Source organism: Halomonas sp. 113 (assembly GCF_904067645.1).
GTDB classification, from domain to species: Bacteria; Pseudomonadota; Gammaproteobacteria; order Pseudomonadales; family Halomonadaceae; genus Vreelandella; species Vreelandella titanicae.
In genome coordinates this window covers 5,171,526-5,196,220 of record NZ_LR881453.1, presented here as the reverse complement: position 1 = coordinate 5,196,220, position 24,695 = coordinate 5,171,526, and the positions used below count along the sequence as shown (strand labels likewise).

The window sequence follows — 24,695 nt, the reverse complement described above, 5'->3', positions numbered from 1 at the left end:
CCATGGCAATGGCTGACTACTGGCTCGCCCGCTGCCATGTGATGGCCTATTCCCCCAGTGCCCGACGCTGGGAAGAGGAGGCCGACGAAGCGGTCACCGTGGCCGCCGTATTGGCCGAGGACGCAGACGAGGTTAGGGCGCTGCTACAGCAGCAGTGCCACGATGACGGCCTGGGACTGATACGCCTGGATGCCATTGAAACCCTGCTTCAGCGCTGCCGCCGAGAAGGTATCGCCCACGGGCTGGTGGAACTGGCCCACACCACCTCGTCGCAACACCCGGTGGCTTATGGCGAGATGCTGCCCCTGTTACCGGAGAAAGTGCCTGAGCCCCCACCGGCCGTGATTCTCCCACCGGTGAATTACCAAGAGACCACCTGGCAAGCGCTGTTTGCCCCCCATCAGCCACCGTTATGGGCCGTGATTGACGGTGTTAACTGCCGCGAAGCAATGCAGCGCCTTAGCCAAGCCGATGACCAGCATACCTGTCTCTACGCCTCCACGGACACCGCCACCCAGGCCAATGCCCCGTGGTTGGTGCGCCTTGAAGCGGACAGCGACTTACGCGAATGGCTGGAAGGCCTGCCCCAGGATCAACACTGGGGGATATTGCTGCAATCCAACGCCACCCTAAAGCAACTGCGCAGCCACCTGCGCAAGTTCACCATGCTCTGGACGCCTGCCAACGACCAGGCCCCGGTGTACTTCCGCTTCTACGATCCCCGGGTGGCGCTGGATATGAGCCAAGCCTTGGAACCCTGGAAACTGGCCGCTTTGATGGCACCAATCGAAACGGTGATGGTGCCTGCCTCGCCTTTAATGGTGTTTCCCGCTGAGCTGACATTAACCCCAGCGATTGAACTCGACGCCGATGCCAACGACGTACAGGGAAGGCTAGTGCGCATCGAACTCAGTGACGATGCCCGCGCCGCCAACGGCCAGGGGCGGCAGTTTGCAATAGGGCAGGCGGAGTACCAGCACTTTGGGGAGCTTACGCAGTCAAGGGCGAGCCAAGCCCTCGCGCGGTCACTCAAAGAGCGCTATCCCCAGGTATCAGAAGGCGAGCGGACGCGTGCGGTGATTGATGCCACTCAGCTAGGGGAGCGGTATGGGCTTGCCTCTAAAAAGCAGATCCAAACCCTGGTCATTTGTGTGCTGGAGGTGGGCGCTGATTTTGCCCACCGCCACCCTGATGCTCAGCGGATCCTCGACAACGCTAAACTCGCTGGCTGGCGGAAGTGCCAGTTACTGGAAGAGTGGCTGCCCCGAGGGCGACTACGGCATGCGCTATTGGCCCCCTATCAACAAGCCGGTCAGCATGAAGACAACTATCGGCCCATCGCTGACGAGGAACGTCCATGAGCTATCAACCCAGTATTGAAGACATCGCGTATTTAGCGCAGAACCAACCGGAGCACTTCACCAGCCACGTAAACACGCTAAGATCGATCCAGAACGCTATGCAGGCAGACGAGGTTCAGCGTGAAACACTGGAGGTGATAACTACCCAAAACCACTACAACGACTTCTTGGCAAATGGTGGGGAAGCACTCACGGAAAGCCCGATTCCCTCTATGCCTCTACCCGTACTTGAAGGGAGGCCCCAAGCCCAAGATCCTGAGTTCGGTGCCGTTTGTACTGTGTGTGCATCACAAACCCCCTGTATCGAAAAAGTTGAGGTGGTATGTCATTCAGGCAGCAATAACCGAGTAACTCTGCAAGGTGAAAATGAACTGGTAGATACCGATTGTAAAATTTACTTTGTAGCGGATAAAGCGGTATCAGGTGAACTAAGTTTCGAAGGATTCTTGCAGGGCACAACGTTTAAGGACGAAGGTACTGTCACCATAACGCTAGCCGATGACTGCCCCCATGACGCTCATAGGCTGTCTTGGACTGAAGCGCTGAACGGCACGGCCATTACCTCGGGCGCCGAAATACCCTTTACGGTAGAGACAAACCCACGCCCGACCTTGCTCAATATACCTCGTTTGGGCGATTACGGCCTTGCCTTTGAAGCCGCCACGATTATTCTCGATATCATCATGAACCGTGCCGTCATGGTGAAAGAGGAACAATTCAAGATTAGCTACGATGGTACACAAGATTTTTTCTTTACCTCTGTGACCGTGCCGAGCCTGAAGTTCGCGGGAAAAGTGAGCTTACAGCCGCCTCAAATAGGCACCGAGAATATCCCTCGTAGTGAGGGAAGGCGGCTGCGCAGCGAGCATGGTATGGGGAGCAACCCCCGCCAGGTGACGCACGAACAGGGGTGGCAAATTGATGCCCAGATAGATGTGACCTGCGGTAGCAATACGAAAAAGATAGAAGTCGGTAAATACCGTAGTGAAACTACTACCTACGACAGTGCGCCATCGCTTCGCGATCAGGATAGGAGTCGCCAACAAAGTAGCTCTGTTGACCGGTTTATCGACTCGTTGAGCAATGGCGCCAAAAGCTTGGCCAAAAGGCTAAGTACTGAACACGATAATCGAAAACTGGTTAATCTCTACACCGTAGGCCCTAAGCTAGGTCTGGAAGCTGGGACAAAGCAAGTAGAAGAAACTAATGGGCCGGGGCTGACATGGGAGCTCGAGGTAGGGCTTTCAATAGATTTTGCGTTTGGTGTCAAAGTCGATATTTATCAGGCCTTGAAGCGCTCGTTACGAAGGTTGCCCGTAGTCACTCCCTTGGGTGGGGCGGCTCATGCATTACTAGTATTTCTGGAAGACGCAGAAAAGGGTAGGAACTGGGGCGTTGCCAGATACCAAATAAACCCATTCCTGTTTATAGATGTCGCTTTAGGGGCTGGGTTTAAAGCATCTGAAGATAATGCCAGTAGTGACAATATGTTAAATGGCGTCTATGACTTTTTTGAACGTGAGTTCGGTGAAGAGAGTATTCAGGGCCAAATAGAGATCAAGCTCACAGCCAAGGCGGTGGGCGGCATTATGGGGTATTTTGATTCAATTATAACCGAAGAGCGTGTATTCAGATATGAAGCGGAAATCGCTACTGAGGGCGGTATTCGGATTAAGACAGATGGAGGCCATTGGGGTTATCAGCTTTACCACAAGGGTGCGGCCATAAAAATCAAGTCGTTCAAGAAAGTGAATGTGGAGTCAGGTGGCCGGCAATCAGATGCTGGTGGTGAAACGAGAAGTTACAGTTCTAATTCACGACAAGCCGTACTAAACACCACGACGGTCGAATGGGTTGAGGATTCGGAAAATACAAACACTTACCCTCTTGCCGAGGGTTATACCGGGGAGTTTATACCATTCTCATGAAAACATTAGTGGCATTATTACTATCTTTTTTACTTGTAATGGAGACGAACGCGATGGCTCAGGAAACAGAATATCACTTTGGCGTACGCTGGTCTGTGAATGGAGTTCCTAGCTCGTTACGCATTCATAACATCATGTTGAATTTTTCAGGGACACCGAGCCATTTAGATACACGATTGCCAATTTCCCAGTATATTAAAAATGGTAAGAATACAATTAATTTAAATTCATGGCCACTTGAATATGAACCCGATAGTGAGTTGAAGGTTTCATTGCTTTACTGGCAGCCCGGTAAAAATCCTAATACCGAAGCCAGCACTGCCTTTGAAGTAGTTATGATGCCTGGAGAAGATAATGCTGATCCTGAAGTTGTCTTTCTAGACCCTGGAGCGCCTTTGCAACCGCTGCAGAATGATATTCGCTTTAGCCGCTATGAAGAATACGACACACTGGAAGTTAATTTTAATAACCGTCAGCAGATGCCCACTTGGTGCTGGGAGGAAGGCGATGTATTAAGAGACAGTAATGCTACCCGCGATAGCCTGGCCCGGGAATATCGTCGGCTATATGCTCTATTTGAAGCACAAGATAACGATGCGCTAATGGACGCCTCGAAAACCATGATCGAAGAGCTTGCTTTAGCTTCAGGAGAATCCGAAGCCTATGTGCGCCAGCGAGCAAGTTTCACCATGTTCTTTGATAATCCTAACCTTTTCCAGCTTGATCCTTTTCCAGAAGAGCCGATGACATTGAATTTGGGAGCGGATAATCGTGTGGCCTGGCTTACCCGTGAGGGGGTAGCGGCGCCGATTCGATTTGGGCATGCAGGAAGTGATGAACAAGTCTCAAACGTAAGACTCTACTTTATTCAACGCGATGGTCAGTGGGAAATCTGCCGATGAAACCCATCGCCCGCAAAGGCGACCTGCATCGCTGTCCCATCCACGGCCATGGCACCACCGAAATTGTCACCGGTTCGCCCTCTCAGGTAGAGGGCCAGCCCGTGGCGCGGGTGGGGGATAAAACCGGCTGCGGCGCCACCATTATCGAAGGCTCCAGCCACTCCAACCATGATGGAAGGCCTACGGCCTACCTTGGCTGTAAAACGGATCATGGTGGTGAGATTATTACCGCATCGAGTAGTGCCAAGGTTCAGCCTTAGTGCATCAGGTCAGTTTATCGAGTTGTTGAAGGTATATAACAGCATGAAAAAATGGGTGGCTTGCTTTTGGATTGTTGCGCTGATGCTAATCAGTGCGCCCTTAATGGCACAGGAAACCGAGTATCAGTTTGGCGTTCGCTGGAGTGTTAATGGATTAGCATACTCAGTGGACATGCAAGAGATAATGCTCAATTTCTCAGGAGTGCCGGGACATCAGAATACGATGCTGCCAGCATCACAATATATACGTAATGGTCGTAATGAAATTCAATTTTATGCTTGGCCAGTGCCCTCTGACCAACCATTTGACGAGCAGCATGAGTTGCGACTCTCCATGGAGTATTGGGAGCCGGGGCAAAATCCCAATACTGAAGCTAAAACCGCCTTTGAGGTTGTGATACACCCTGGCCTGGTAGGTTTTAAGCCAGAAGTTGTTGACGTAGATGATCAAGCTCCATTAAGTGTGGTAGCTAGTGCCATCCGTTGGGATGATGACTATTTCAGACTGGAGGTGCCTTTTAATAACCGACAGTCGATGCCCACTTGGTGCTGGGAAGAGGGCGACGTATTAAGAGACAGTAATGCTACACGTGATAGCCTAGCCCGTGAATATCGCCGACTATATGCCCTATTTGAAGCACAAGATAACGATGCGCTAATGGACGCCTCGAAAACCATGATCGAAGAGCTTGCTTTAGCTTCAGGAGAATCCGAAGCCTATGTGCGCCAGCGAGCAAGCTTTACGATGTTCTTCGATAATCCAGGGCTCTTTCAGTTAAGAGACTTTCCAGAAGAGCCGATGACACTAAATCTTGCGGCGGATAATCGAGTAGCTTGGCTAACCACAAAGGGGGTTAATGTTCCTATTCGGTTTATGCATGTCCAAGAAGACGATGTTTCAAGCAAAGTAAGACTTTACTTCATCCGCCGCGATGGTCAGTGGGAAATTTGCCGATGAACCCCTTTGCCCGTAAAGGCGATCTCCACCGCTGCCCCATACCCGGCCACGGCACCACGGAAATTATCACCGGTTCGCCCTCTCAAGTAGAGGGCCAGCCCGTGGCGCGGGTGGGTGATAAAACCGGCTGCGGCGCTACTATTATCGAAGGTTCCAGCCACTCCAACCATGATGGAAAGCCTACGGCCTACCTGGGCTGCAAAAAGGATCACGGCGGTGAGATTATTACGGCGTCGAGCAGTGCAAAGGTTCAGCCGTAGCGCTTATGCGGAATAACAGTTGTGGAAGGAGTCAGGAATTGAACGGAGTCGTTGAGCGGTTAGTGGTAGATGCACCATTTGGGGAATGTGGTGCTTATCCATTGAGTTAATGCTAAGTAGGTAAGAATTCTGAGTGTAAGAACAATAGGCAGCCTATGTTGGCTGCCCTTTTGTGATGAGGTTCAAGGAATCGCTAAACCTGACAGCTTTGCTGTAAATCCATCGCGGTATTATAGATTTCATTGGCAGCGCCGCCAATATCCTCCAAGTAATCATCAATGGTTTGCTGCAGTACAGGGCCCCATTCGGGATCTTCCAGCGCGTCTTCGATGACCACAAACTCATGCCCCGCTTCAACGGCTTCTTCACGCCCTTGGCGTATCATCTCGTCGTAAACCTCCGCCGCGCGCAGCGACCACTCCAAGCCGCTGTGGTCATCAATCACTTGCTGCAAATCGGCCGGCAGGCTGTCGTAGCTGCGCTGGCTCATGGTGGCGAACAGCGAAAGGTCATACAGGGGGACTTCAGTATGGTACTGCGCCAGTTCGTTCAGCCGGAAGGTCTTCATGCCTTCCCAGTTGAAACTTAGGCCGTCGACGACACCACGCTGCATGGAGGTAAACACATCCGGCGCTGGCATACCCACCGCCTGGGCACCAAGGCGTTCGAACATATCACCCACCACTGGCGTGGGGCGGCGTAGGCGAAGCCCTTCAAGATCCGCCGGTGTTTCAATCAGCTGGTTTTTGGTATGCAGGTAACCGGGGCCGGTGGTAAACAGGAACAGCGGGCGTGTATCGGCGTACTCCTGCTCAAAATGCCCTTGATCGTAAAGCGACTGGAGAATGCAGGCTCCTTGGCGGGCGCTCGATGATACCCCCGGCAGCTCGACGACTTGCGTGAGGGGAAAGCGGCCCGCCGTATAACCTTGGGCAGAGGCGCCAATATCGGCGATACCGCTGACAGCACTTTCGTAGGTTTGAGCCGATTTCGCTAGCGTCTGGCTGGGAAAAACTTCTACTGTCAGCTGCCCATCTGACGCCTCCTCGACGCTTTCAGCCCAGGCCTGAAACAGTTCGCGGTCTATCATGGAGCCGCCCGGCCAGACATGCGCCACTCGAAGTGTGGTACTGGCTTCCACGGCGGGGGCCACGAATGAAACGGCAAACACGCCAAACAGGGTCGCCTTGGCTAGGTGGGTGGGTATTTTTTTCATTGTCGATATCCTGATGTCTAGTCAACGGGGCACGTTTTTATGATTGTTTTTGCAACTTTTTTGAAACGGTGTTTGAGACGGTTAAAGATCCAACACAAGGGTTTTGCTCTTGGCTCTGGAGCAGCAGGGTGTGAATTGATCGTTGGCCGCGTGCTCATCGTCATCCAGGTATAAATCCCGGTGGTCGGGTTCGCCTTCGAGTACACGGGTGAGGCAGGTGCCACAGACCCCCTGCTCGCAGGAGACCATGATGTCGATGCCATTTTCAGCCAGTACTTGGTAGACGGTTTTATCGGCGGGCACGGTAAAGGCGGCGCCGCTGCTGGCAATGCGCACCTCGAAACTGCCGTCGTCTTCGCTGGCTGTTTCCGCGCCTGCAAAGTACTCGGTGTGAAGTTGGTTGGCTGACCAGCCACACTGCTTGCCGGTGGAAAGGACGGCGTTAATAAATCCGCTAGGGCCGCAGACGTAGACCAGGGCGTCAGCCTCTGGCTCACTAAGCAATTCTTCCAGGTCGAGAGTTGGGGCCGCGGTGTCGTCGTCCAGGTAGAAGTGCGCTCTATCGGCAAAACTTGATGTCTTGATACGTTCGCGAAAGGCCATGCGCTCGGCGGAGCGCGCACAGTAGTGCAGCTCGAAGTCTGCCTCGGTGCGCGCTAAACGCTCTGCCATGCACAGCAATGGGGTTATACCAATCCCACCCGCCAGCAGATAAGTTCGTTTAGCTGGCTTGAGCGGGAAGTGATTTTTAGGGGCGCTAATGAGTAAGAGGTCACCCTCTTGAACCTCATCGTGCATGGCGATGGAGCCTCCTCTGGAGGCCTCATCACGCAAAACGCCGATCAAGTAGCGATCCCGCTCTTCAGAGTGGTTGCACAGCGAGTATTGCCGGATTACCCCCTCTTTCACCTGCACGTCAATGTGGGCGCCAGCGCTAAAGGTGGGCAGCGGTCGACCATGCGGGTCGGCAAGTTCAAAGGTGGCAATGCCAAGCGCCTCCTCATGGCGAGCTTTTACCTCGACAATAAGCGATAGAGAGGGGTGGCTCATGCCGTTGCCTCCTGGGGTTGCTCGGCCTGCTCCTCTTTTAAGATGCGATCAATAATGCGGCGCGCTTGTACGCCCCCGCCGTCAATATTGAGTTTCAGTAGTTGGCGGTCGGGGTATTTGAGCAGGTTGCGTTGCTGTGCCTCGAGCATCTCAAGATCCTCTTCGAAGATCTTGCCCTGGCCCTCACGGATCTTGTCGGTGAGCGCCTGATCTTCCGGCTTGAAGTTGCGGGCCATGCCCCAGAAGTACCAGATAGAGGTATCGCTCTCAGGAGTGATAAAGTCGACCACGATACTGGACGCTTTTACATCTGCCGGTGCTTTAGCGCCGCCATTGCCCGCGTGGGCCACACCGACATCGATGTGCACATGGCTAGGAGGGGTAAAGCGGCAAATTTGCCAGCGGTCGACGGGGACATCATCAGCAAGCCCATTACCCCTTAGAGCGGCCTGCCAGAAAGGCGGTGCGGGTATGTTCTCCATCTCGCGGCTGGTGACCACCTCATCGCCGTTAACCGTCGTTTCCGGTGCGGCTTCCTCTATCTCGGGCTGGCCAATACTGGAGGCGTGCACATAGGTCTCATGGGTAAGATCCATGAGGTTGTCGATCATCAGGCGATATTCACACTGAATATGGTAGAGGCCGCCGCCATACGCCCAGTCCGGGTTGTTGGCCCAGTGCAGCTCGGGAATCAGATCGGCGTCCGCTTTCTCGGGGTCGCCGGGCCAGATCCAGATAAAGCCGTGGCGCTCTTCAACGGGGTAGGCGCGATTGCTTGGAAAGCCACGAACCCGCTGGCCGGGCATGCTGTCGCACTTACCGCTGCAGTTCATTTCAAGGCCGTGGTAGCCGCACACCAGCTTGCCATCGCGCACGAAGCCCAAGGAGAGCGGGGCACCACGGTGGGGGCAAAAGTCCTCCACGGCGGCCACGCGATTTTCGTCACCGCGGAAGAAAACTAGTTGCTTATTGCAAATAGTTCGCCCAAGCGGTTTCTCGGTAAGCTCTTCTGGGGTGCAGGCGACGTACCAGGTATTTAAAGGAAAGGGGGCTTGTTGAGTCACGGTAAACTCCTTTTTGGGTTAGTGTTGTAATTATGCTTATTGGATCCAAAGTAAAGGCTAGGAAGGTTTTTGTCGTCAACCTATACTTTCGTAGAGCTCGCCAGCTAATTGCAAAACAGTGTTGATATGAGAGAAAAAATAAATGAGTAACAACGATAAAAGTGTCGTCAGCCAGCTGCGAAAGCTGATCAGTGAGGGGGCATACGCTCCTGGGGAGCGCCTTGGTGAAGTTGCGGTTGCGGAGCAGTTAGGTGTTTCGAGAACGCCGGTAAGACTGGCTTTTCGCACTCTGGAGCAGGAGGGATTGCTGCAGCAGGCGGGCAAGCGCGGGTTTATGGTGCGTGAGTTTACCCAAGCGGATGTGCACTGCGCGGTTGAGGTGCGCGGGGTGCTGGAAGGGCTGGCCGCTCGGCACCTGGCGGAGCAAGGGCTGCCGCCTAGTGTCGCTAAGGAACTTGGGTTTTGGATCCAAAAAGGAAAAAAGCTAATCGCCAAAGGCTACCTTGTAGAGTCCGATATCAATCAATGGAGCGAGCTTAATGCGCATTTTCACGGCATTATCATTCACTCCATCGGTAGCGGTGTCGTGGCGGATGCCATTGCAAGGAATAATCACCTTCCTTTCGCTGCCGCCGACTCAATCATCATTGATAGCGATGACTTAGAGCGAGAGTTTAAAAAGTTGCAATTAGCGCAGTTTCATCATGAGCTTATATTTCAGTCACTTAAACAGGGAGAGGGGGCGAGGGCAGAAATGCTGATGCGCGAGCATGCGCTGATCGGGCTGCGTTACCCTGAGCTACTGGCCGATTCTGAATAAAAAGGTGGCTTATTTAGTTGTACTGTATAATTAAACCAAAGTATTAATAAAATAAAATTATTTATATTCAATACCTTACTTAATATTTAATATGCATAGCCTCCATTTTAATTGACAGATGGAGGTTTTTTTCGCAGCTTTGGTACGTAATGCGGATCATCGTTCGCATTGAGAACAATTACAACTAACCATTACGACCAAAAGCAGAGACAAACAATGAAAATTAACCACTTTGTTGCGTGCGCCCTTCTCGCTCCCTGTGCGCTTGCTGCCCAGGCCCATGCGTTTGATGTGGTAGAAGCCGGACAGCCTGTCGTGACCGGTGAGCCAAGCCGTGTAGGCCCACCCTGGAATCACCGATCAACGTTTAATATTCCAGGCACCAAAACCGATATCGCCTTTGGCGGGTACGTTAAGCTCGATGCGTTTTACGATTTCGACTACGACCTGGGTACATCAACGGATCCTTACGCCGTGATGAACCCAGGCAACCGAACCGATGGTCGAACCAGCTTTACGGCCTATGAGTCCCGTCTGAATTTCCGCACCCACACCGCGACTGACTATGGGCGTTTAACCACTTACTTCGAAGGGCATTTTGTGCCTGATGGTAAGTTCGGGTTGCGCCATGCGTATGGCGAGCTGAACGGTTTTCTCGCCGGGCAAACATGGTCAAATTTTATGAGCTTCGTGGGCGGGACACGCACCCTGGCACTAGGAGACCCTAAGGGCTACGCTTTCGAGCGGCAGGCTCAGTTGCGCTATACGCAGCCTGTTGGGGAAGGAAGTCTATCTGTTGCCTTGGAAAACCCCACCACGGTTATTGCCCGCAATGATGCTTCAGTGGCCGATGGGGAGAGTCAGCTTCCAGATTTGACGTTGCGCTACGAATATAAGCGTTTATTTGCGCTATCGGGGATAGCGCGTCAACTTTCGACCAATAACATCACCAATACCATTGATGATGAAGTCACCGGTTATGGGGTGCAGGCACAGTTCAATTTGCCCTTTAATACCTCAACCAGCTTGAAAGGCAGTGCCACCTACGGTGAGGGTATCGGTAACTATATGGGTAACCCCGGCAACGTAGGTCACCGTAACGCACCTGATGTCTATGTGCAGGGTAACAGCCTTGAAGCGATTGAAACCCAGGCGTTTGGTCTGTCACTTAATCACTACTGGACGGATAGCTGGTTCAGTTCTGTGGGTGTTTCGCGTCTTGAGCAAGACCTACCCGCAGGCTATGGCGACCATTTCGAAACGCTCGACTATGGGTTTGCTAATGTGATTTGGGATGTTACCGAGCGCATGTCAGTCGGTCTTGAGTACCAGCATGCGGATATCGAACAGGTGAATGGGGTCTCCAATGATGCGAGTCGCCTTCAGGCGAGTGCCACCTTCCAGTTCTAGCGCTCTACGCGTTGCAGTGAGGTGACTGTGTAAGTACTTTGCCGCTGTTTCAATCACGTTTTAGGCTGGCGTTTTGCCAGCCTTTTTTGGATCACGTATGGCTGCCTAAAAGTACCGCAGTTAAGGCGCTGGGTTCGCAGAGGGTAGGATAATGCGTGGATCCTTGGGTGACTCAGCGTAGAGGCACGCCACGAGATCCGAGTAGCGCTCGCGCACAAGCCGTTGGTTCACCGAGCCCTTGTCGGTCAATTCGCCACGGTCAACGGAGAGCGGTTGGTTGAGCAGTAGCAGGCGCTCCAGCCGCATGGAGCTGGACTGGCCGCGGCAGTGGGCTGCCAGGCGCTGGGCGAACCACTGATGCAGGCTGGCGGCTGTGGCCAGAGCATCAAGGGGAGTGCCCACTTTGCCCAGTTGCTGCTCACAGGCGGGAAGGTTCAACACGACGATTCCCGTCAGGTAGTCACGCCCTTCGCCGATCACCACTATGTCCTGTACCAACGGGGCAAAGTGTTCGACAAGGTGTAGGCGCAGGGTGCCCACATTGACCCAAGTGCCGGTCACCAGTTTGAAATTCTCGCTTAGTCGGCCATCAAAGATTAGCCCCCGTTCGGGGTGGTCGGGGTCAATAAGGCGCATGGCATCCCCGGTACAGTAGTAGCCTTCGTGATCAAACGCCTCGCTGGTTCGCTGTGTATCGCGCCAGTAGCCCGGCGTGATGTTAAGGCCCTTGAGGCGCGCCTCCCACTTATCATCCGTCGCTACCAGTTTCAGCGCCATGCCAGGTACGGGCTTCCCGATCAAACCCGGTGTGTCGCTGGGCTCTTCGGTGCAAAAAGCCAGGCATGCTTCGGTGGAGCCCAGCCCCGTCAACATGGGAACGGCGGCTCCGCGCGTCTGCTTACCTAACGCTTCCAGAGCGGTACGCACATGGGCGGGTAGCACGGCGCCCCCGAAGTGCAGCATTTCCAGATCGCGGAAAAAGGCCTCGCGCAGGGAGTCATCGTTGCGCAAATGCTCGACCAGCGCCTCGAACCCCTTGGGGACATTGCAGTAAAACGTGGGCGATACCTCGCGCAGGTTCTCGATGGTTCGCTGAACCCCCTGGGCGGTGGGATTGCCATCATCAATATATAAAGCGCCTCCGTTATGAATCGCCATCCCCAAAATCGTATTGCCGCCGAAGGTGTGGTGCCAGGGTAGCCAGTCGACTAACACCGGGGTGTGCTGCTCTAGAAAGCTCAGCCGTTTCGCTAGCATGGCTTGATTGCTACACAGCATACGGTGGGTATTGATTACCGCTTTGGGCATGCCCGTCGACCCTGAGGTAAAGAGTAGTTTGGCGATAGTGTCAGGCGTTACGCGGGCGTGGGCACTCTCCACCGCGACAGTCGCTGGCGTCGCGGCGAGGGAATCAAAGGTCAGGGCTCGCAGAGTTGGCACCTTGGCCACACAGGTGACGTCATTATCGCAAACGGCCGCCAACGCCCGACTAAAGCGCGCCTCCTCATCGACAAATAGCATTCCTGGGGTCACCAGTTTCACCACATGCCGAAGCTTAACGAAATCTTCTGATAACAGCGCGTAAGAGGGTGACACCGGCACGTAGGGAATGCCCACATGCATGGCGGCACAGGCAAGCAGTGCGTGATCGATGCTGTTTCCCGACAGCACCATCAGCGGCCGCTCCGTCGACAGGCCATGATTAATCAGTGCTTGTGCCAGGCGGTTCACTTGTGGCATTGCTTCGCCGAAGGTTAGCGTTCGCCACCTGTGTCGGCCCTCTTCTCGCTCAGCTAAAAAGGGGCTCAGTGGTGTTTCGCTTGCCCAATGGGTTAGGCGCTGGGTCATGCTGCTGGGATAACTGGGAACATCGCCCCCGTGTAGCCGGTACTCATGGAAGGTGGTGTTAGTAAGCGGAGGGGGGAGTGACATGAATAGCTCCATAGCGAAAAATCTTGGATTTGTTGTGTGCTGTCATCTTGGCGAATATAGTTATAGTTGTTAACTAGATGATTAGCTAGGATGCTGATTTAAGACCATAGTTGTAATTATTTAAATGAGATAGGAATTAACGCATGGCCATATCTAAAAAGGGCACGTCTATTCAGCAAGTTGAGCCTGACGAAAAAGAGCCGACTTCTGTCGCCGGTCTGGTGCTTGAAAATCGCCTTGGTTACGCCTTGAGAAGAGCGCAGCTGGCTGTTTTTAAACATTTTAATGAGGCCATGCAGGAGTATGAAATACGCCCTGCCCAGTTCTCTTCGCTTGTGGTGATTGAAGGCTATCCCGGCATCACTCAAACCAATTTAGCCAAGGTGCTGGACATTGATCCGCCCAGAATCGTTAGCCTAATTAATAATCTAGAGGAAAGAGGGCTTGCTTTGCGGGTGCGATGTAAGCGAGATCGGCGGTCACACGGGATTTTTCTTAGCAAAAAAGGCGAAGCCTTAACCGAACAGCTAAAAGAACTGGCTGAACAGAGTGATATCAATGCAACTCAAACACTTAGTGAGATTGAACGGCGTCAGCTGCTATCTCTGTTAGTGAAAATATACGCAGCGGACACCATCGAGGAATAAAACTTTAGGCGTATTTTTGTCGGCAACGCTTGCATGCTCTCTCAAAGACAATTACTTATATTAAGTAACTAGTTTGGTTGTGACGGTCTCGCGGTGTATAGCGCAAGGTGGGTTTCAGCCATACAGCGAATTCCAAAAACAAAGAGACGAAACGATGAGCAGCTTAGCGACGGTACCGACACTCGGCACTGCATTGATGCGCCGTAGTCTTGAGACACCCTGTAGGGTTGCCGCGATAAGCGGCGGCTTGCTGGTCGCAGCACTCGCGATCATCACCGTCGTCAGCATTCTTGGCCGGTGGGTAGCCAGTGCGCCAGTATTAAGCGATATGACGATGCTGGAGTGGGTGGGCCCAATCACTGGCGATTACGAGCTGGTGGAAATGGGGACTGCCATTGCCGTTTTTCTGTTTTTACCTTACTGCCATCTTCGCGGTGGGCATGTCACGGTGGATTTACTGGTCATGCACGCGCCGCCCATTGTTCAGCGCCTGCTCGCCGTTGTTGCCGAAACGCTCTTTTTGGTGGTGGCAGGGTTAATGACCTGGCGCCTCTTTCATGGCTTGCTCGATAAACGACGCTATATGGAAACCAGCATGCTGCTGGATATACCGCTCTGGTGGGGGTACGTCGGCGGTCTGGTGGGGTTCACGCTGTTGACGCTGGTTTGTCTCTATCGCACCTGCGATGCGTTTACTTACGATCCGCCACAGCCAGGTTCTAAACAAAATAGTCCGACTCAAAGCAGCTCGGCTGAGGTTCAAGAAAGCTCCGCCCAGGGAGACCAGTGATGACACCACTCACTTTGGGCGCTAGCGGCTTTGTGGTACTGCTATTCATGATGGCTACGCGTATTCCCATCGGCTTGGCCATGCTGGTTGTCGGTGCCGTAGGGATGATGCTGATCACCGGCCCGATGGGCATTTTAAATGGCTTAAAGACGCTCCCTTACGAACACTTTTCCAGCCATACGCTATCCATTATTCCGCTTTTTCTGCTCATGGGGCAGTTTGCGGCGAGAGCGGGTCTCTCCCGGGCCATGTTTCAGGCGGCCAATGACTGGCTGGGACACCGCCGCGGTGGGCTAGCGATGTCCACGATTGGCGCCTGTGGTGCTTTTGGGGCCATTTGCGGCTCTTCGCTGGCGACCGCCGCGACCATGACACAAGTGGCGCTACCTGAAATGGAGCGCCAAGGGTATCGCGGCAGTCTGGCAACCGGCGCACTGGCTGCTGGCGGCACTCTGGGCATTTTGATTCCCCCTTCTGTGGTGTTGGTTATCTACGCCATCCTGGCCGAGCAAAACATTAATGAAATGTTTGCTGCCGCCCTGGTGCCGGGGTTGTTAGCAGTGTTCAGCTATATGCTGGCCATCTCGCTCTACGTGCGCTTTTTTCCTGACAGTGCGCCGAGTAAGGCGAAAGCATCCCGGAGCGAGCGTTGGCGCTCACTGCTGGAGGTCTGGCCAGGAGCGGCGATCTTTATCGTGGTGATTGGGGGCATCTATACCGGTATCTTTACGCCTACCGAAGCCGCCGCCGTCGGTGCGGTCTCCACCGGTGCCCTGGCAATCACAAAAGGCGGACTGCGTTGGAACGGCCTGCGGGACTGTGTACTTGAGACCGCGGTGACCTCGGCAATGATCTTCTTCATTGTACTTGGCGCCAGTGTCTTCAATAGCTTCCTTGCTCTGACCCAGCTTCCGCAAATGACCGCCGGTTGGATAGTGGGGCTCGAGATCAGTCCCTGGGTGGTTCTGGCTGGAATTCTGTTCTGCTATTTAGTGCTTGGCTGCTTTATGGACAGCCTCTCGATGATCTTGTTAACCGTGCCTATCTTTCTGCCTATCGTCACGGGGATGGACTTCGGCATGCCCGCAACGGATGTGGCGATATGGTTCGGCATTTTAGCGCTGGTGGTCGTCGAGGTTGGCATGATCACGCCGCCGGTGGGGCTGAACATTTTCATTATCCACTCCATGGCTCCCCGCATTCCTTTAACGGAGACCTTTAAAGGCATCCTGCCTTTTTTAGCGGCCGATCTTATTCGCATTATCTTGCTGGTGCTCTTCCCCGCCATCTCGCTTGGCTTCGTCTACTTAATCAATTGATCAAGGTGAACACATGTCCCATGACGCGAGCCAGCGAAGGCTAACGCCCACCTTGATGGCGAGGAGATAGCTAATCGAAAAGTTCAGCGCTGAACAGATTGTTAAACAGTCGTTTTTGATAAGTAACGTTGTAAGTCGTTTGATAAAACCCAAGGAGCAAGAGATGAGTAACTACCAAGATCGCTGGCAAACCGTAAAAGTTAACGTCGAAGAGGGCATTGCCTGGGTGACGTTAAATCGCCCTGAAAAGCGCAACGCCATGAGCCCGACGCTCAATCGTGAAATGATCGATGTGCTGGAAACTATCGAACTGGATCAAGAGGCCCACGTGCTGGTATTAACCGGCGAGGGCGAATCCTTTTCGGCCGGTATGGATCTTAAAGAGTACTTCCGCGAGATCGACGCCAGCCCCGAGATTGTTCAGGTCAAAGTGCGCCGTGATGCCTCTACCTGGCAGTGGAAGCTCTTGCGTCACTACGCCAAGCCCACCATCGCCATGGTTAATGGCTGGTGCTTTGGCGGGGCTTTCTCGCCGCTGGTGGCCTGCGATTTGGCGATTGCCGCCGATGAGTCGGTTTTTGGTCTCTCTGAAATCAACTGGGGTATCCCTCCCGGTAACCTGGTGAGTAAAGCCATGGCCGATACCGTGGGCCACCGGGAAGCGCTCTACTACATCATGACCGGGGAAACATTTACCGGCCCCCAGGCAGCTAAAATGGGGCTGGTTAATAAAAGTGTACCGCTGACCGAGCTACGCGAAGCCACCCGCAAGTTAGCCGCTACGCTGCGTGACAAGAACCCCGTTGTGCTGCGTGCCGCCAAGATTGGCTTCAAAATGAGCCGCGAACTGACCTGGGAGCAGAACGAAGAGTATCTCTACGCCAAGCTTGATCAGGCGCAGCATCTTGATCCTGAGCAGGGTCGCGCCCAAGGGCTTAAACAGTTCCTTGATGAAAAGAGCATCAAGCCGGGGTTGGAAAGCTACCAGCGGTAAGGGCTTTATACCAATATTCGACCACCCTTTTGAGGAGAGTCAGATCATGGATCTTAATCTTTTAATTGGTAGTGAGCAGTGTGCTGCTCACCAAGGCGCGACCTTTACGCGAACCAACCCTCTCACCGGCGATACCGTCACTCAGGCTGCGGCGGCATCTACTGGCGATGCGGTTCGGGCGGTTGAAGCGGCTGCAAAGGCATTCCCTGCCTGGTCTGCGACGGGCCCCGGCGAAAAGCGCGCCAAGCTGCTCAAGGCGGCAGAGATGATGGAGGCGCGCCAAGCGGAGTTTATCGAACGTATGGTGGACGAAACTGGCGCTACGCCAGGATGGGCAGGCTTTAACGTCATGGTCGCCGCCAGCATCCTGCGCGAGGCGGCGTCGCTGACCACGCAGGTAGGCGGCGAAGTCATACCCTCTAACGTGCCCGGCAGTTTAGCGATGGGCGTGCGGGTTCCATGCGGCGTGGTGGTAGGGATCGCTCCCTGGAACGCGCCGATTATTCTGGGCACCCGTGCCATTGCAACACCGCTGGCGTGTGGCAATACGGTGATCCTTAAGGCCTCGGAGCAGTGTCCCGCGACCCACCACCTGATTGGGGAGGTGCTGATCGAGGCTGGCCTGGGCGATGGCATTGTTAATGTGGTGACCAATGCGCCCCCGCAGGCCGCCGAGGTCGTCGAGGCGCTGATCGAGCATCAAGCCGTGCGGCGTATCAACTTCACCGGTTCTACCCAGGTAGGGCGCATTATTGCCGAGAAGGCGGCGCGTCATCTTAAGCCGGTTCTGCTGGAGCTGGGCGGAAAGGCGCCGTTCGTGGTGCTTGAAGATGCCGACCTGGATGCTGCCGTTGAGGCCGCTGCCTTTGGCGCCTTTTTCAATCAAGGCCAGATCTGTATGTCCACCGAGCGGCTGATCGTGGTGGATGCGGTCGCCGATGCCTTCGTCGAAAAACTGGCCCGCAAGGCGGAAACGCTGCGCGCGGGCGATCCGCGTGGTGAAGGCAACGCGCTGGGTGCGCTGATCAATAGCGAATCAGGCGAGAAACTCAACGCCCTGCTGGATGACGCCCAACAGCATGGCGCGCGCCTAGCCTGCGGCGGCAAGGCCGAAGGCGTCATTATGCAGCCTACCGTGGTGGATGGGGTTACCAAGGCGATGCGCCTGTATGGCGAAGAGTCGTTTGGCCCGGTGGTGGCGCTGATGCGTGTTAAAGATGAAGAGGAAGCCCTGCGTGTGGCGAACGATAGTGAGTATGGCCTTTCTGCCGCCGTCTTCAGCCGCGACACCGCCCGGGCGATGCAGTTTGCGCAGCGCATTGAGTCGGGTATTTGCCATATCAATGCACCTACCGTCCACGATGAGCCGCAAATGCCCTTTGGCGGCGTTAAATCGAGCGGCTATGGGCGCTTTGGTGGTAAGGCCGGGATTGAGGAGTTCACCGACCTGCGCTGGATGACCATGCAGCATGGCCCGCGCCACTACCCCATTTAGATAAGTGCCTGACACACTTTCTTTTAATAAGGCTATAAGTAAGGAGGTTACTACAATGACAATAAAACCCACACTCGCCAGCCTCGCGTTGTTAAGCGGCCTACTTTTTAGCGGTAGTGGCTATGCCCAAGACACGGTGACCCTGCGCTTGCACCACTTTGCTGCCCCTGCAACGCCAGTGCAGACCGAGTATCTGGAACCCTGGGCTAAGCGTATTGAAGAGCAGTCCGAGGGGGCTATCAAGGTGGAAATATTCCCTGCCATGCAACTGGGAGGGGCGGCGCCATCGCTCTACGACCAGGCCAAGGACGGGGTAGTCGATATTGCCTGGACGCTACTCAGCTATACGCCGAATCGCTTCCCCGAGTCTGAAGCATTCGACCAACCCTTCCTGCCCACTACGGGCGAAGCCACCAGCATGGCAGCCCATGAGTTTGCGACAACGCACATGCAGGCTGCCTTTGAGGGCGTCTATCCTATCGCTGTATTTGCCCATACGCCGGGCAAAATCCATACCCGAGACGTGGCGATTGAGAGTGCTGATGAGCTGGATGGGCTGGCTATTCGCGCCCCTTCGAAAACCATGAATCGCTATCTGGGACTTCTGGGGGCTCAAGCGGTGGGTATGCCGATGCCGCAAATTCCAGAAGCGATTTCGCGCGGGGTAATCGATGGCCTGACACTGCCCTTTGAAAGCGCTGCGGCTTTGGGCGTGCTGGACGTTGCCCAGAATCACACCTTTTTCGAGGGCGATCATGGTTTATATACGGCAATGATGGTGCTGGCCTTAAACCAAGCTAGTTACGATGCGCTTTCACCAGAGCTGAAGCAGGTAATCGACGATAATGCGGGGCTTCAAGAGGCGCAACGAATCGGCCAGGTCATGGATCAAGCGGAAAAGGACGCAATTGAAGCTATTGAAGCGACGGGTGAGAGTGAAATGTTCTACATCGCTCAAGACGCACTGGCACCCTGGCAAGCGGCTGCCGAGACGGCCACGGCCCAATGGATTGACGACATGGGGAGCCGAGGTTTTGATGGACAACTGCTTTATGACGATGCGACTCGATTGGTAGAGAAGTATACCGAGCAGACAGAGTAGTCCATATCCCTACCTGCACCATCCAACGCGCTAAGGTTATGTTTACCACTAGCAAAAAATCCGCCTTCTGGCTTACAGCTAGAAGGCGGATTTTATTATATGCTTACGCGGGCTTGCCAAGGCTTTAATTTAATTTTTATTAGTACATAAAGCCTTAATTATGCAAATCAACTGACCTCCTCATTTTAAGTGCCGGTCAATGTGGCGAACAAGCCCCAGAATAGTGCGAGTAACAGGTACCGCGATGTTGTGCTCTTCCGCACGGCGTACTGCAGCGCCACAAATAGCTTCAATTTCGGTAGGCCTTTCTGCAAGTACGTCCTGGAGCATAGAAGGTTTATGGGAAGCGTGCAGTTCCAGTGCTTCGCTCACGGTTTTCTCGATACGCTCATTCTGAACAGCAAAGCCACATACATGGGCGGTAGTACAAAGTTCACCGATAATTTGAAATGCAAGTTCTCTAGTGTCCGCATTAGCGCCCACTTGGCCAACGGTTGATCTAGTGACTGCACAAAGGCCATTTAAAGCCGCGTTAAATATCACTTTTTCCCAAATTGCCACCTCTACCTGTGGATCAATAATGGTTTTTATCCCACTGTGTGTGAAGAGCTCAGGTATATAATTAAGTATTGGTGGCGCAACCGTAGATGAGGCGGCGGCTAGCCTGACAATGCCTTCACCATGAGACTCCACATACCCTGGCCCCTTCATGTCTGCAGGATAAGTGGTAATACCAACCACAATATTTTTTTGATCTACGAACTCCATAAGAGAAAGCTTATTGTCGAGACCATTTTGCAGGCTTAAGAGGACAGTATTAGAGTCTATTGCTGAACTTATCGCTGTAATTGCCGAATTTGTGTGCATTGTTTTAGTGAAAACTATAATAAGGTCATAGGTTTTACTCACTTCCCAAGGAAAAAGCACCGGGATAGGGATGTACCGCTCACCTTTATCTGTCTTGAGCTTGAGACCATTCTTGCGCAAAGCATCAACATGCTCTGCATTAACATCAATCAAAGTAACGTCCGCACCGCCTTCGGAAAGTCTCCCTCCTATTAGTCCACCCATTGCTCCTGCACCAAGGATAGCGATACTAGGTTCTTGTCTGGTTTGGTTATTCACTATTTTATCCTCTTAAAAGCTCTACACTTAGAAATTTATATTGTTTAATTTTGACTAAGTCTATTAAAGGGGTGGTCAGGCGTGTTAGGCAGTTTTGAACAGCGCTAATATTCTCTCGTATGCACGTTTATAAACTGTCATTTATACTGCATTGCTTTTAAATAAATAAAATAAATAAATTGTAGATTGGTCATAAAGCATATCTATAGCCAGTTAATGTCATCATCCATGTGCTATATAAGCTGTTAAAACAGCGGTGCCACTGACAGCTGAATTTTCGAGAGCTGGTTGTATGTGCCACACGGCTTATATCAAACTAGCTTGCGAAAAAATCACTTTTCCTCAGTGATAGCGGTAATGATGCTTTCACAAAGCCAACGTTGAGCTGGCGAACGCGAAGTGTGTGCCTGCCAGTAAAGTGTTACATCGAATGGAGGTACTTCGAATGGTAATTCAAGTGCTTTTAGTGGTGCTTCATTCACAAAGGCAGAAGCAATTTGCTGAGGTAAAATCACTACCAAATCGCTCTTTTGCAGGACTCTCGGTAAAATAGAGAAGTGGGGCACTACGAGGCTAACCTTACGCTTCAACCCCAGCCCTGCCAGCACATCTTCCGCCAGACTATGCCCTGACGAAACAGCAACCACAGCATGTTTAGCATCCATAAACTGCTCCAAGCTGAGATGATCATCAATACTTGGGTGATGGCGATTCAACAGGCAAACATATCGCTCCTTGAGAATGGTTCGGCGCTCTACGCCAGAGGCAGTAATAGGCCTACTACAGATGACCGCGTTAACCTTCCCTGCTGCCAGCCACTCTTCGACCTTGTCGATTTCCAAAGCAATGACTTCAAGCTCAACATTTGGTGCCTCGGCGTGTATATGGGAGAGAATGCGTGGCAATAGTGCTAGCTCGCCGAGGTCAGTAAGGGCTAGTCGAAATCGCCTATGTGAAGAGCGCGGGACAAACTCGCGATTTTCCTCCAGCGTACTGTCGATCTGGGCTAATGAGTCGCGCAGTGTTGGGTAGAGCTGTATCGCAGTGAAGGTCGGCTCCATGCCGTCTCGAGAACGCACAAAAAGACGGTCGTCAAACAAGTCGCGCAATCTCGAAAGTGCGTAACTCACTGACGGCTGAGTGACGTTCAAACGATCCGCTGCCACCGTGACGCTACGTGCATCAAAGAGAGTGACAAATACCCTGACTAGATTTAGATCAATAGCGGCCATGTAATAGATACCATTTATATTTTATAGAACATATATTTATTTGATGGATTTTTAAAGGCCAATTAGTGTGAAACAAACGTCTTCACACTAGAGCCAAATATGTCAACCGTACACTCTATTACTTACCAGCTTCTCCGCCGACAGGGACTCAACACTGTTTTCGGTAACCCTGGCTCCAATGAACTGCCGTTCCTAAAGCGCTTTCCTGAAGACTTTCGTTACATCCTTGGCCTTCATGAAGGAGTGGTTGTTGGCATGGCCGACGGCTACTCCCTGGCCAGCGGGCAGCCGGTGCTGGTCAACTTACATGCAGCCGCAGGTACCGGCAATGCGATGGGAGCACTGACCAATGCTTGGTATTCCCATTCACCGTTGGTCATTACGGCAGGCCAACAAGCGCGTTCTATGATCGGTGTTGAAGCGATGCTGGCTAATGTTGATGCATCGTCACTTCCACGCCCATTGGTTAAATGGAGTTACGAGCCTGCCTGTGCAGAGGATGTGCCGCGTACGTTGAGCCAGGCGATTCACATGGCTAATCTGCCAGCCCGTGGGCCGGTCTATGTCTCGATTCCTTATGACGACTGGGATCATGAACTTGAAGATGACGCAGCCCAAGTCGTTCAGCACGACGTTAGCCATGCCGGTTTACCGTCAGCCACCCAGCTGGAAGCCTTGGCTAAAAACCTCAAGCAAGCTCATAGCCCCGTGTTAGTACTAGGGCCTGAGGTTGATGCTGTACGTGCCAATTCACTGGCCGTGGAGCTGAGCGAGCGACTCTGTATGCCGGTGTGGGTGGCACCGTCTGCTTCACGCTGCCCGTTTCCAACGCGTCATGCCTGTTTCCGCGGTGTGTTACCGGCGGCCATTTCGGGAATTTCAGATAAGCTGGACGGCCATGATTTGATACTGGTGATTGGTGCTCCGGTGTTTCGCTATCACCAATATGCGCCGGGTCGTTACTTACCCCAAGGCGCGAAACTGTTGCATTTGACTGGCGACGTGCAGGAGGCTGCCCGCGCCCCGGTGGGCAATGCTCTAGTTGGCGACATCCATGCCACTCTGGAGGCTCTGCTGCCATTGTTGGCACAAAGTGACCGTGTTCTGCCCACCCCCCTTCCTTTGCCACCACCTCAGGCGGTTTCCTCTGGACGTCTAGCCCCGGAGAGTGTCTTTGACTCCCTTAATACCTTAGCGCCAGAGGATGCGATCTACGTTAAAGAGTCGACGTCGACAGTGACTGCTTTCTGGCAGCGCGTTGAGATGCGCCACCCTGGCAGCTTCTTCTTCCCGGCGGCAGGGGGGCTCGGGTTTGGCTTGCCTGCTGCCGTGGGCGTGCAATTAGCTCAACCCAATCGGCAGGTGATTGCGGTCATCGGTGACGGTTCAGCGAACTATGCTATCAGCGCTCTGTGGAGCGCCGCCCAGTACAACGTTCCGGTGGTATTTATCATTCTCAAGAACGATACCTATGGAGCGCTACGCTGGTTCTCGCGGCTGCTGGATGCAGAAGACGCTCCGGGGCTCGACGTGCCTGGGCTAGATTTTTGTGAATTGGCTCGGGGGTACGGTGTTGAGGCGGTTCGTACTGAGACGCTTGAGTCCTTCGAGGACGCGCTATGCCGGGCGCTGGATGCTTCCCGCCCGATATTGCTGGAGGTGCCGACAACAACGATAGAGCCTTGATTCGACGCTATACCCAGAGGGCGTGGAGATCACGCCAAACAATGAAGGTAATAACAATGACAGAGAGAACCCTCATGAAAAAAACGATATCGCCACTGCTATTCAGCATATCTACAGTAGTTCTATGTACGTCGGTTAATGCTGACACAACACTACGCATGGCCCACCTATGGCCTGCCAGCTCGACGGTTAACCAGGAAATTTATCAAGCCTGGGCAGAAAAAGTAGAGCAGGAGTCTGGCGGCCAGTTAAAAGTAGAAATCTACCCTTCTCAAACTTTGAGCAAGGCTGACCAGGCTTACGAGGCGGCGGTTAATGGCGTCGCTGACATTGCCATCACTGTACAAGGCTATACCTCCGGTCGCTTCCCTCTCTCCGAGATCGTGCAGCTTCCTGGCGTATCCACTAGCGCATCGCAAGGGGCTTGTATTTTACAAACACTCTATGATGAAGGCGACATAGCGGAGGAGTACGAAGATGCCCATACGCTATTTTTATTCACCACTGGGCCAGCCTATTTACATACACAAGATTCCGAAATTAAAACGCCCGCTGATTTAGAAGGCCTTAGGATGCGTCACCCCAGTGAGGTAGCAGGAGAAATGCTCACAAGTATGGGGGCGCACCCAGTGGGTATTCCTGCACCAGATATTTATACGTCACTGCAGCGTGGCGTGATAGATGGATTGAGTTTCCCCTGGGAAGCCATGACGGTGTTTCGTATCAACGAGTTAGTGAGTCATCACTTGGAGTTGCCATACTATACAGGCACGTTTGTAGCCACTATGAATCAGGCCTCTTATGATCGACTCTCTCCCGAACTAAAAGCAGTGATTGATAATAATAGCGGTATGGCATGGGCTAGTAAGGCCGGTCAAGTTTTTGATGATATTGATAAAACTGGACGTGAAGAGGCTGTGGCTCAAGGTGATACCATCTATGCAGTGGAAGATCCCCTCAATGACCCCGCCTGGGCTCCCCCTCTTGAGCAAGGTACTGAGAACTACCTCGAGCAACTTGAGCAGAGAGGCTTGGATAGCGCTCGTTCTGTCTACGAGAAAGCTCTGACGTTACGCGGTCAGTGTGAAGAATAAGTATTGGCGCAACGGTAGTCAGCCTTACCATTTAAATTATAGGAATACGC

General features: G+C 53.2%; 22 protein-coding genes. 16 read left to right on the top strand and 6 right to left on the bottom strand.

All coding sequences use genetic code 11. The annotated features are described in order from the left end of the window. Nucleotides 1–2: 2 nt before the first annotated feature. From YERSI8AC_RS24145 to YERSI8AC_RS24120, 6 genes are read left to right on the top strand one after another with little or no spacing between them, the layout of a single operon-like run. A complete protein-coding gene (locus YERSI8AC_RS24145; RefSeq protein ID WP_159177786.1) occupies nucleotides 3–1,361 on the top strand; it encodes a DUF4123 domain-containing protein in 1,359 nt (452 codons plus the stop codon). After that, the gene (locus YERSI8AC_RS24140; protein WP_159177785.1) at nucleotides 1,358–3,289 is read left to right on the top strand and encodes a hypothetical protein; all 1,932 of its coding nucleotides are present in this window, start codon (nucleotides 1,358–1,360) and stop codon (nucleotides 3,287–3,289) included. Before YERSI8AC_RS24145 ends, YERSI8AC_RS24140 begins: the two co-directional genes overlap by 4 nt. After that, nucleotides 3,286–4,191, top strand: coding sequence for a hypothetical protein (locus YERSI8AC_RS24135; RefSeq protein ID WP_236557416.1), 906 nt, complete (start codon nucleotides 3,286–3,288; stop codon nucleotides 4,189–4,191). Before YERSI8AC_RS24140 ends, YERSI8AC_RS24135 begins: the two co-directional genes overlap by 4 nt. Further along, nucleotides 4,188–4,451 (top strand): PAAR domain-containing protein, encoded by a 264-nt coding sequence (locus tag YERSI8AC_RS24130; RefSeq protein ID WP_159177784.1) that lies wholly within the window; start codon nucleotides 4,188–4,190, stop codon nucleotides 4,449–4,451. Before YERSI8AC_RS24135 ends, YERSI8AC_RS24130 begins: the two co-directional genes overlap by 4 nt. A gap of 43 nt (nucleotides 4,452–4,494) precedes the next feature. Further along, a complete protein-coding gene (locus YERSI8AC_RS24125) occupies nucleotides 4,495–5,409 on the top strand; it encodes a hypothetical protein (RefSeq protein ID WP_159177783.1) in 915 nt (304 codons plus the stop codon). Then, entirely contained in the window at nucleotides 5,406–5,669 is a 264-nt protein-coding gene (locus tag YERSI8AC_RS24120; protein ID WP_159177782.1) for a PAAR domain-containing protein, read from the top strand. The genes YERSI8AC_RS24125 and YERSI8AC_RS24120 overlap by 4 nt, the downstream gene beginning before the upstream one ends. 193 nt (nucleotides 5,670–5,862) lie before the next feature. Here YERSI8AC_RS24120 and YERSI8AC_RS24115 read toward each other — a convergent pair whose 3' ends face one another. From YERSI8AC_RS24115 to YERSI8AC_RS24105, 3 genes are all read right to left on the bottom strand, one after another. Beyond that, a complete protein-coding gene (locus YERSI8AC_RS24115) occupies nucleotides 5,863–6,885 on the bottom strand; it encodes a TRAP transporter substrate-binding protein (protein ID WP_159177781.1) in 1,023 nt (340 codons plus the stop codon). An 81-nt stretch (nucleotides 6,886–6,966) separates the two neighbouring features. Further along, a complete protein-coding gene (locus YERSI8AC_RS24110) occupies nucleotides 6,967–7,935 on the bottom strand; it encodes a PDR/VanB family oxidoreductase (RefSeq protein ID WP_159177780.1) in 969 nt (322 codons plus the stop codon). Beyond that, a complete protein-coding gene (locus YERSI8AC_RS24105) occupies nucleotides 7,932–8,999 on the bottom strand; it encodes an aromatic ring-hydroxylating dioxygenase subunit alpha (RefSeq protein WP_159177779.1) in 1,068 nt (355 codons plus the stop codon). The genes YERSI8AC_RS24110 and YERSI8AC_RS24105 overlap by 4 nt, the downstream gene beginning before the upstream one ends. 142 nt (nucleotides 9,000–9,141) lie before the next feature. Between YERSI8AC_RS24105 and YERSI8AC_RS24100 the strand changes: the two genes are divergently transcribed. Together YERSI8AC_RS24100 and YERSI8AC_RS24095 are read left to right on the top strand one after the other, a co-directional pair. Further along, the gene (locus tag YERSI8AC_RS24100; protein WP_159177778.1) at nucleotides 9,142–9,819 is read left to right on the top strand and encodes a GntR family transcriptional regulator; all 678 of its coding nucleotides are present in this window, start codon (nucleotides 9,142–9,144) and stop codon (nucleotides 9,817–9,819) included. Between the two features lie 216 nt (nucleotides 9,820–10,035). After that, complete coding sequence (locus YERSI8AC_RS24095) at nucleotides 10,036–11,229, top strand: DcaP family trimeric outer membrane transporter (protein WP_159177777.1); 1,194 nt, start codon at nucleotides 10,036–10,038, stop codon at nucleotides 11,227–11,229. Nucleotides 11,230–11,349: 120 nt separating this feature from the next. Here YERSI8AC_RS24095 and YERSI8AC_RS24090 read toward each other — a convergent pair whose 3' ends face one another. Further along, entirely contained in the window at nucleotides 11,350–13,161 is a 1,812-nt protein-coding gene (locus YERSI8AC_RS24090; RefSeq protein WP_236557415.1) for a feruloyl-CoA synthase, read from the bottom strand. Between the two features lie 143 nt (nucleotides 13,162–13,304). Here YERSI8AC_RS24090 and YERSI8AC_RS24085 point away from each other — a divergent pair, with 143 nt between their 5' ends. From YERSI8AC_RS24085 to YERSI8AC_RS24060, 6 genes are all read left to right on the top strand, one after another. Then, nucleotides 13,305–13,808: a MarR family winged helix-turn-helix transcriptional regulator gene (locus YERSI8AC_RS24085; RefSeq protein ID WP_159177775.1), complete on the top strand. Its 504-nt coding sequence runs from the start codon at nucleotides 13,305–13,307 to the stop codon at nucleotides 13,806–13,808. A 154-nt stretch (nucleotides 13,809–13,962) separates the two neighbouring features. Then, the gene (locus YERSI8AC_RS24080; protein WP_159177774.1) at nucleotides 13,963–14,598 is read left to right on the top strand and encodes a TRAP transporter small permease; all 636 of its coding nucleotides are present in this window, start codon (nucleotides 13,963–13,965) and stop codon (nucleotides 14,596–14,598) included. After that, nucleotides 14,598–15,917, top strand: coding sequence for a TRAP transporter large permease (locus YERSI8AC_RS24075; RefSeq protein WP_141440288.1), 1,320 nt, complete (start codon nucleotides 14,598–14,600; stop codon nucleotides 15,915–15,917). The genes YERSI8AC_RS24080 and YERSI8AC_RS24075 overlap by 1 nt, the downstream gene beginning before the upstream one ends. Nucleotides 15,918–16,080: 163 nt before the next feature. Continuing rightward, a complete protein-coding gene (locus YERSI8AC_RS24070) occupies nucleotides 16,081–16,911 on the top strand; it encodes a p-hydroxycinnamoyl CoA hydratase/lyase (protein WP_159177773.1) in 831 nt (276 codons plus the stop codon). A gap of 46 nt (nucleotides 16,912–16,957) precedes the next feature. Then, on the top strand, nucleotides 16,958–18,406 hold the full coding sequence (locus tag YERSI8AC_RS24065) for an aldehyde dehydrogenase (protein ID WP_159177772.1): 1,449 nt from the start codon (nucleotides 16,958–16,960) through the stop codon (nucleotides 18,404–18,406). A 55-nt stretch (nucleotides 18,407–18,461) separates the two neighbouring features. After that, a complete protein-coding gene (locus YERSI8AC_RS24060; protein ID WP_159177771.1) occupies nucleotides 18,462–19,508 on the top strand; it encodes a TRAP transporter substrate-binding protein in 1,047 nt (348 codons plus the stop codon). 180 nt (nucleotides 19,509–19,688) lie between these two features. Here YERSI8AC_RS24060 and YERSI8AC_RS24055 read toward each other — a convergent pair whose 3' ends face one another. Together YERSI8AC_RS24055 and YERSI8AC_RS24050 are read right to left on the bottom strand one after the other, a co-directional pair. After that, complete coding sequence (locus YERSI8AC_RS24055; RefSeq protein ID WP_159177770.1) at nucleotides 19,689–20,633, bottom strand: ketopantoate reductase family protein; 945 nt, start codon at nucleotides 20,631–20,633, stop codon at nucleotides 19,689–19,691. A 332-nt stretch (nucleotides 20,634–20,965) separates the two neighbouring features. Further along, the gene (locus YERSI8AC_RS24050) at nucleotides 20,966–21,865 is read right to left on the bottom strand and encodes a LysR substrate-binding domain-containing protein (protein ID WP_141440293.1); all 900 of its coding nucleotides are present in this window, start codon (nucleotides 21,863–21,865) and stop codon (nucleotides 20,966–20,968) included. 99 nt (nucleotides 21,866–21,964) lie between these two features. Between YERSI8AC_RS24050 and mdlC the strand changes: the two genes are divergently transcribed. Beyond that, on the top strand, nucleotides 21,965–23,551 hold the full coding sequence (gene mdlC, locus YERSI8AC_RS24045; RefSeq protein ID WP_159177769.1) for a benzoylformate decarboxylase: 1,587 nt from the start codon (nucleotides 21,965–21,967) through the stop codon (nucleotides 23,549–23,551). A gap of 74 nt (nucleotides 23,552–23,625) precedes the next feature. Continuing rightward, the gene (locus YERSI8AC_RS24040) at nucleotides 23,626–24,645 is read left to right on the top strand and encodes a TRAP transporter substrate-binding protein (protein WP_159177768.1); all 1,020 of its coding nucleotides are present in this window, start codon (nucleotides 23,626–23,628) and stop codon (nucleotides 24,643–24,645) included. Nucleotides 24,646–24,695 lie beyond the last annotated feature (50 nt).

Excerpts from the sequence above, each read along its gene's own strand:
- YERSI8AC_RS24145 (WP_159177786.1), top strand. The coding sequence starts at position 3 with ATGGCAATGGCTGACTACTGGCTCGCCCGCTGCCATGTGATGGCCTAT.
- YERSI8AC_RS24140 (WP_159177785.1), top strand. The coding sequence starts at position 1,358 with ATGAGCTATCAACCCAGTATTGAAGACATCGCGTATTTAGCGCAGAAC.
- YERSI8AC_RS24135 (WP_236557416.1), top strand. The coding sequence starts at position 3,286 with ATGAAAACATTAGTGGCATTATTACTATCTTTTTTACTTGTAATGGAG.
- YERSI8AC_RS24130 (WP_159177784.1), top strand. The coding sequence starts at position 4,188 with ATGAAACCCATCGCCCGCAAAGGCGACCTGCATCGCTGTCCCATCCAC.
- YERSI8AC_RS24125 (WP_159177783.1), top strand. The coding sequence starts at position 4,495 with ATGAAAAAATGGGTGGCTTGCTTTTGGATTGTTGCGCTGATGCTAATC.
- YERSI8AC_RS24120 (WP_159177782.1), top strand. The coding sequence starts at position 5,406 with ATGAACCCCTTTGCCCGTAAAGGCGATCTCCACCGCTGCCCCATACCC.
- YERSI8AC_RS24115 (WP_159177781.1), bottom strand. The coding sequence starts at position 6,885 with ATGAAAAAAATACCCACCCACCTAGCCAAGGCGACCCTGTTTGGCGTG.
- YERSI8AC_RS24110 (WP_159177780.1), bottom strand. The coding sequence starts at position 7,935 with ATGAGCCACCCCTCTCTATCGCTTATTGTCGAGGTAAAAGCTCGCCAT.
- YERSI8AC_RS24100 (WP_159177778.1), top strand. The coding sequence starts at position 9,142 with ATGAGTAACAACGATAAAAGTGTCGTCAGCCAGCTGCGAAAGCTGATC.
- YERSI8AC_RS24095 (WP_159177777.1), top strand. The coding sequence starts at position 10,036 with ATGAAAATTAACCACTTTGTTGCGTGCGCCCTTCTCGCTCCCTGTGCG.
- YERSI8AC_RS24090 (WP_236557415.1), bottom strand. The coding sequence starts at position 13,161 with ATGTCACTCCCCCCTCCGCTTACTAACACCACCTTCCATGAGTACCGG.
- YERSI8AC_RS24085 (WP_159177775.1), top strand. The coding sequence starts at position 13,305 with ATGGCCATATCTAAAAAGGGCACGTCTATTCAGCAAGTTGAGCCTGAC.
- YERSI8AC_RS24080 (WP_159177774.1), top strand. The coding sequence starts at position 13,963 with ATGAGCAGCTTAGCGACGGTACCGACACTCGGCACTGCATTGATGCGC.
- YERSI8AC_RS24075 (WP_141440288.1), top strand. The coding sequence starts at position 14,598 with ATGACACCACTCACTTTGGGCGCTAGCGGCTTTGTGGTACTGCTATTC.
- YERSI8AC_RS24070 (WP_159177773.1), top strand. The coding sequence starts at position 16,081 with ATGAGTAACTACCAAGATCGCTGGCAAACCGTAAAAGTTAACGTCGAA.
- YERSI8AC_RS24065 (WP_159177772.1), top strand. The coding sequence starts at position 16,958 with ATGGATCTTAATCTTTTAATTGGTAGTGAGCAGTGTGCTGCTCACCAA.
- YERSI8AC_RS24060 (WP_159177771.1), top strand. The coding sequence starts at position 18,462 with ATGACAATAAAACCCACACTCGCCAGCCTCGCGTTGTTAAGCGGCCTA.
- YERSI8AC_RS24050 (WP_141440293.1), bottom strand. The coding sequence starts at position 21,865 with ATGGCCGCTATTGATCTAAATCTAGTCAGGGTATTTGTCACTCTCTTT.
- mdlC (WP_159177769.1), top strand. The coding sequence starts at position 21,965 with ATGTCAACCGTACACTCTATTACTTACCAGCTTCTCCGCCGACAGGGA.
- YERSI8AC_RS24040 (WP_159177768.1), top strand. The coding sequence starts at position 23,626 with ATGAAAAAAACGATATCGCCACTGCTATTCAGCATATCTACAGTAGTT.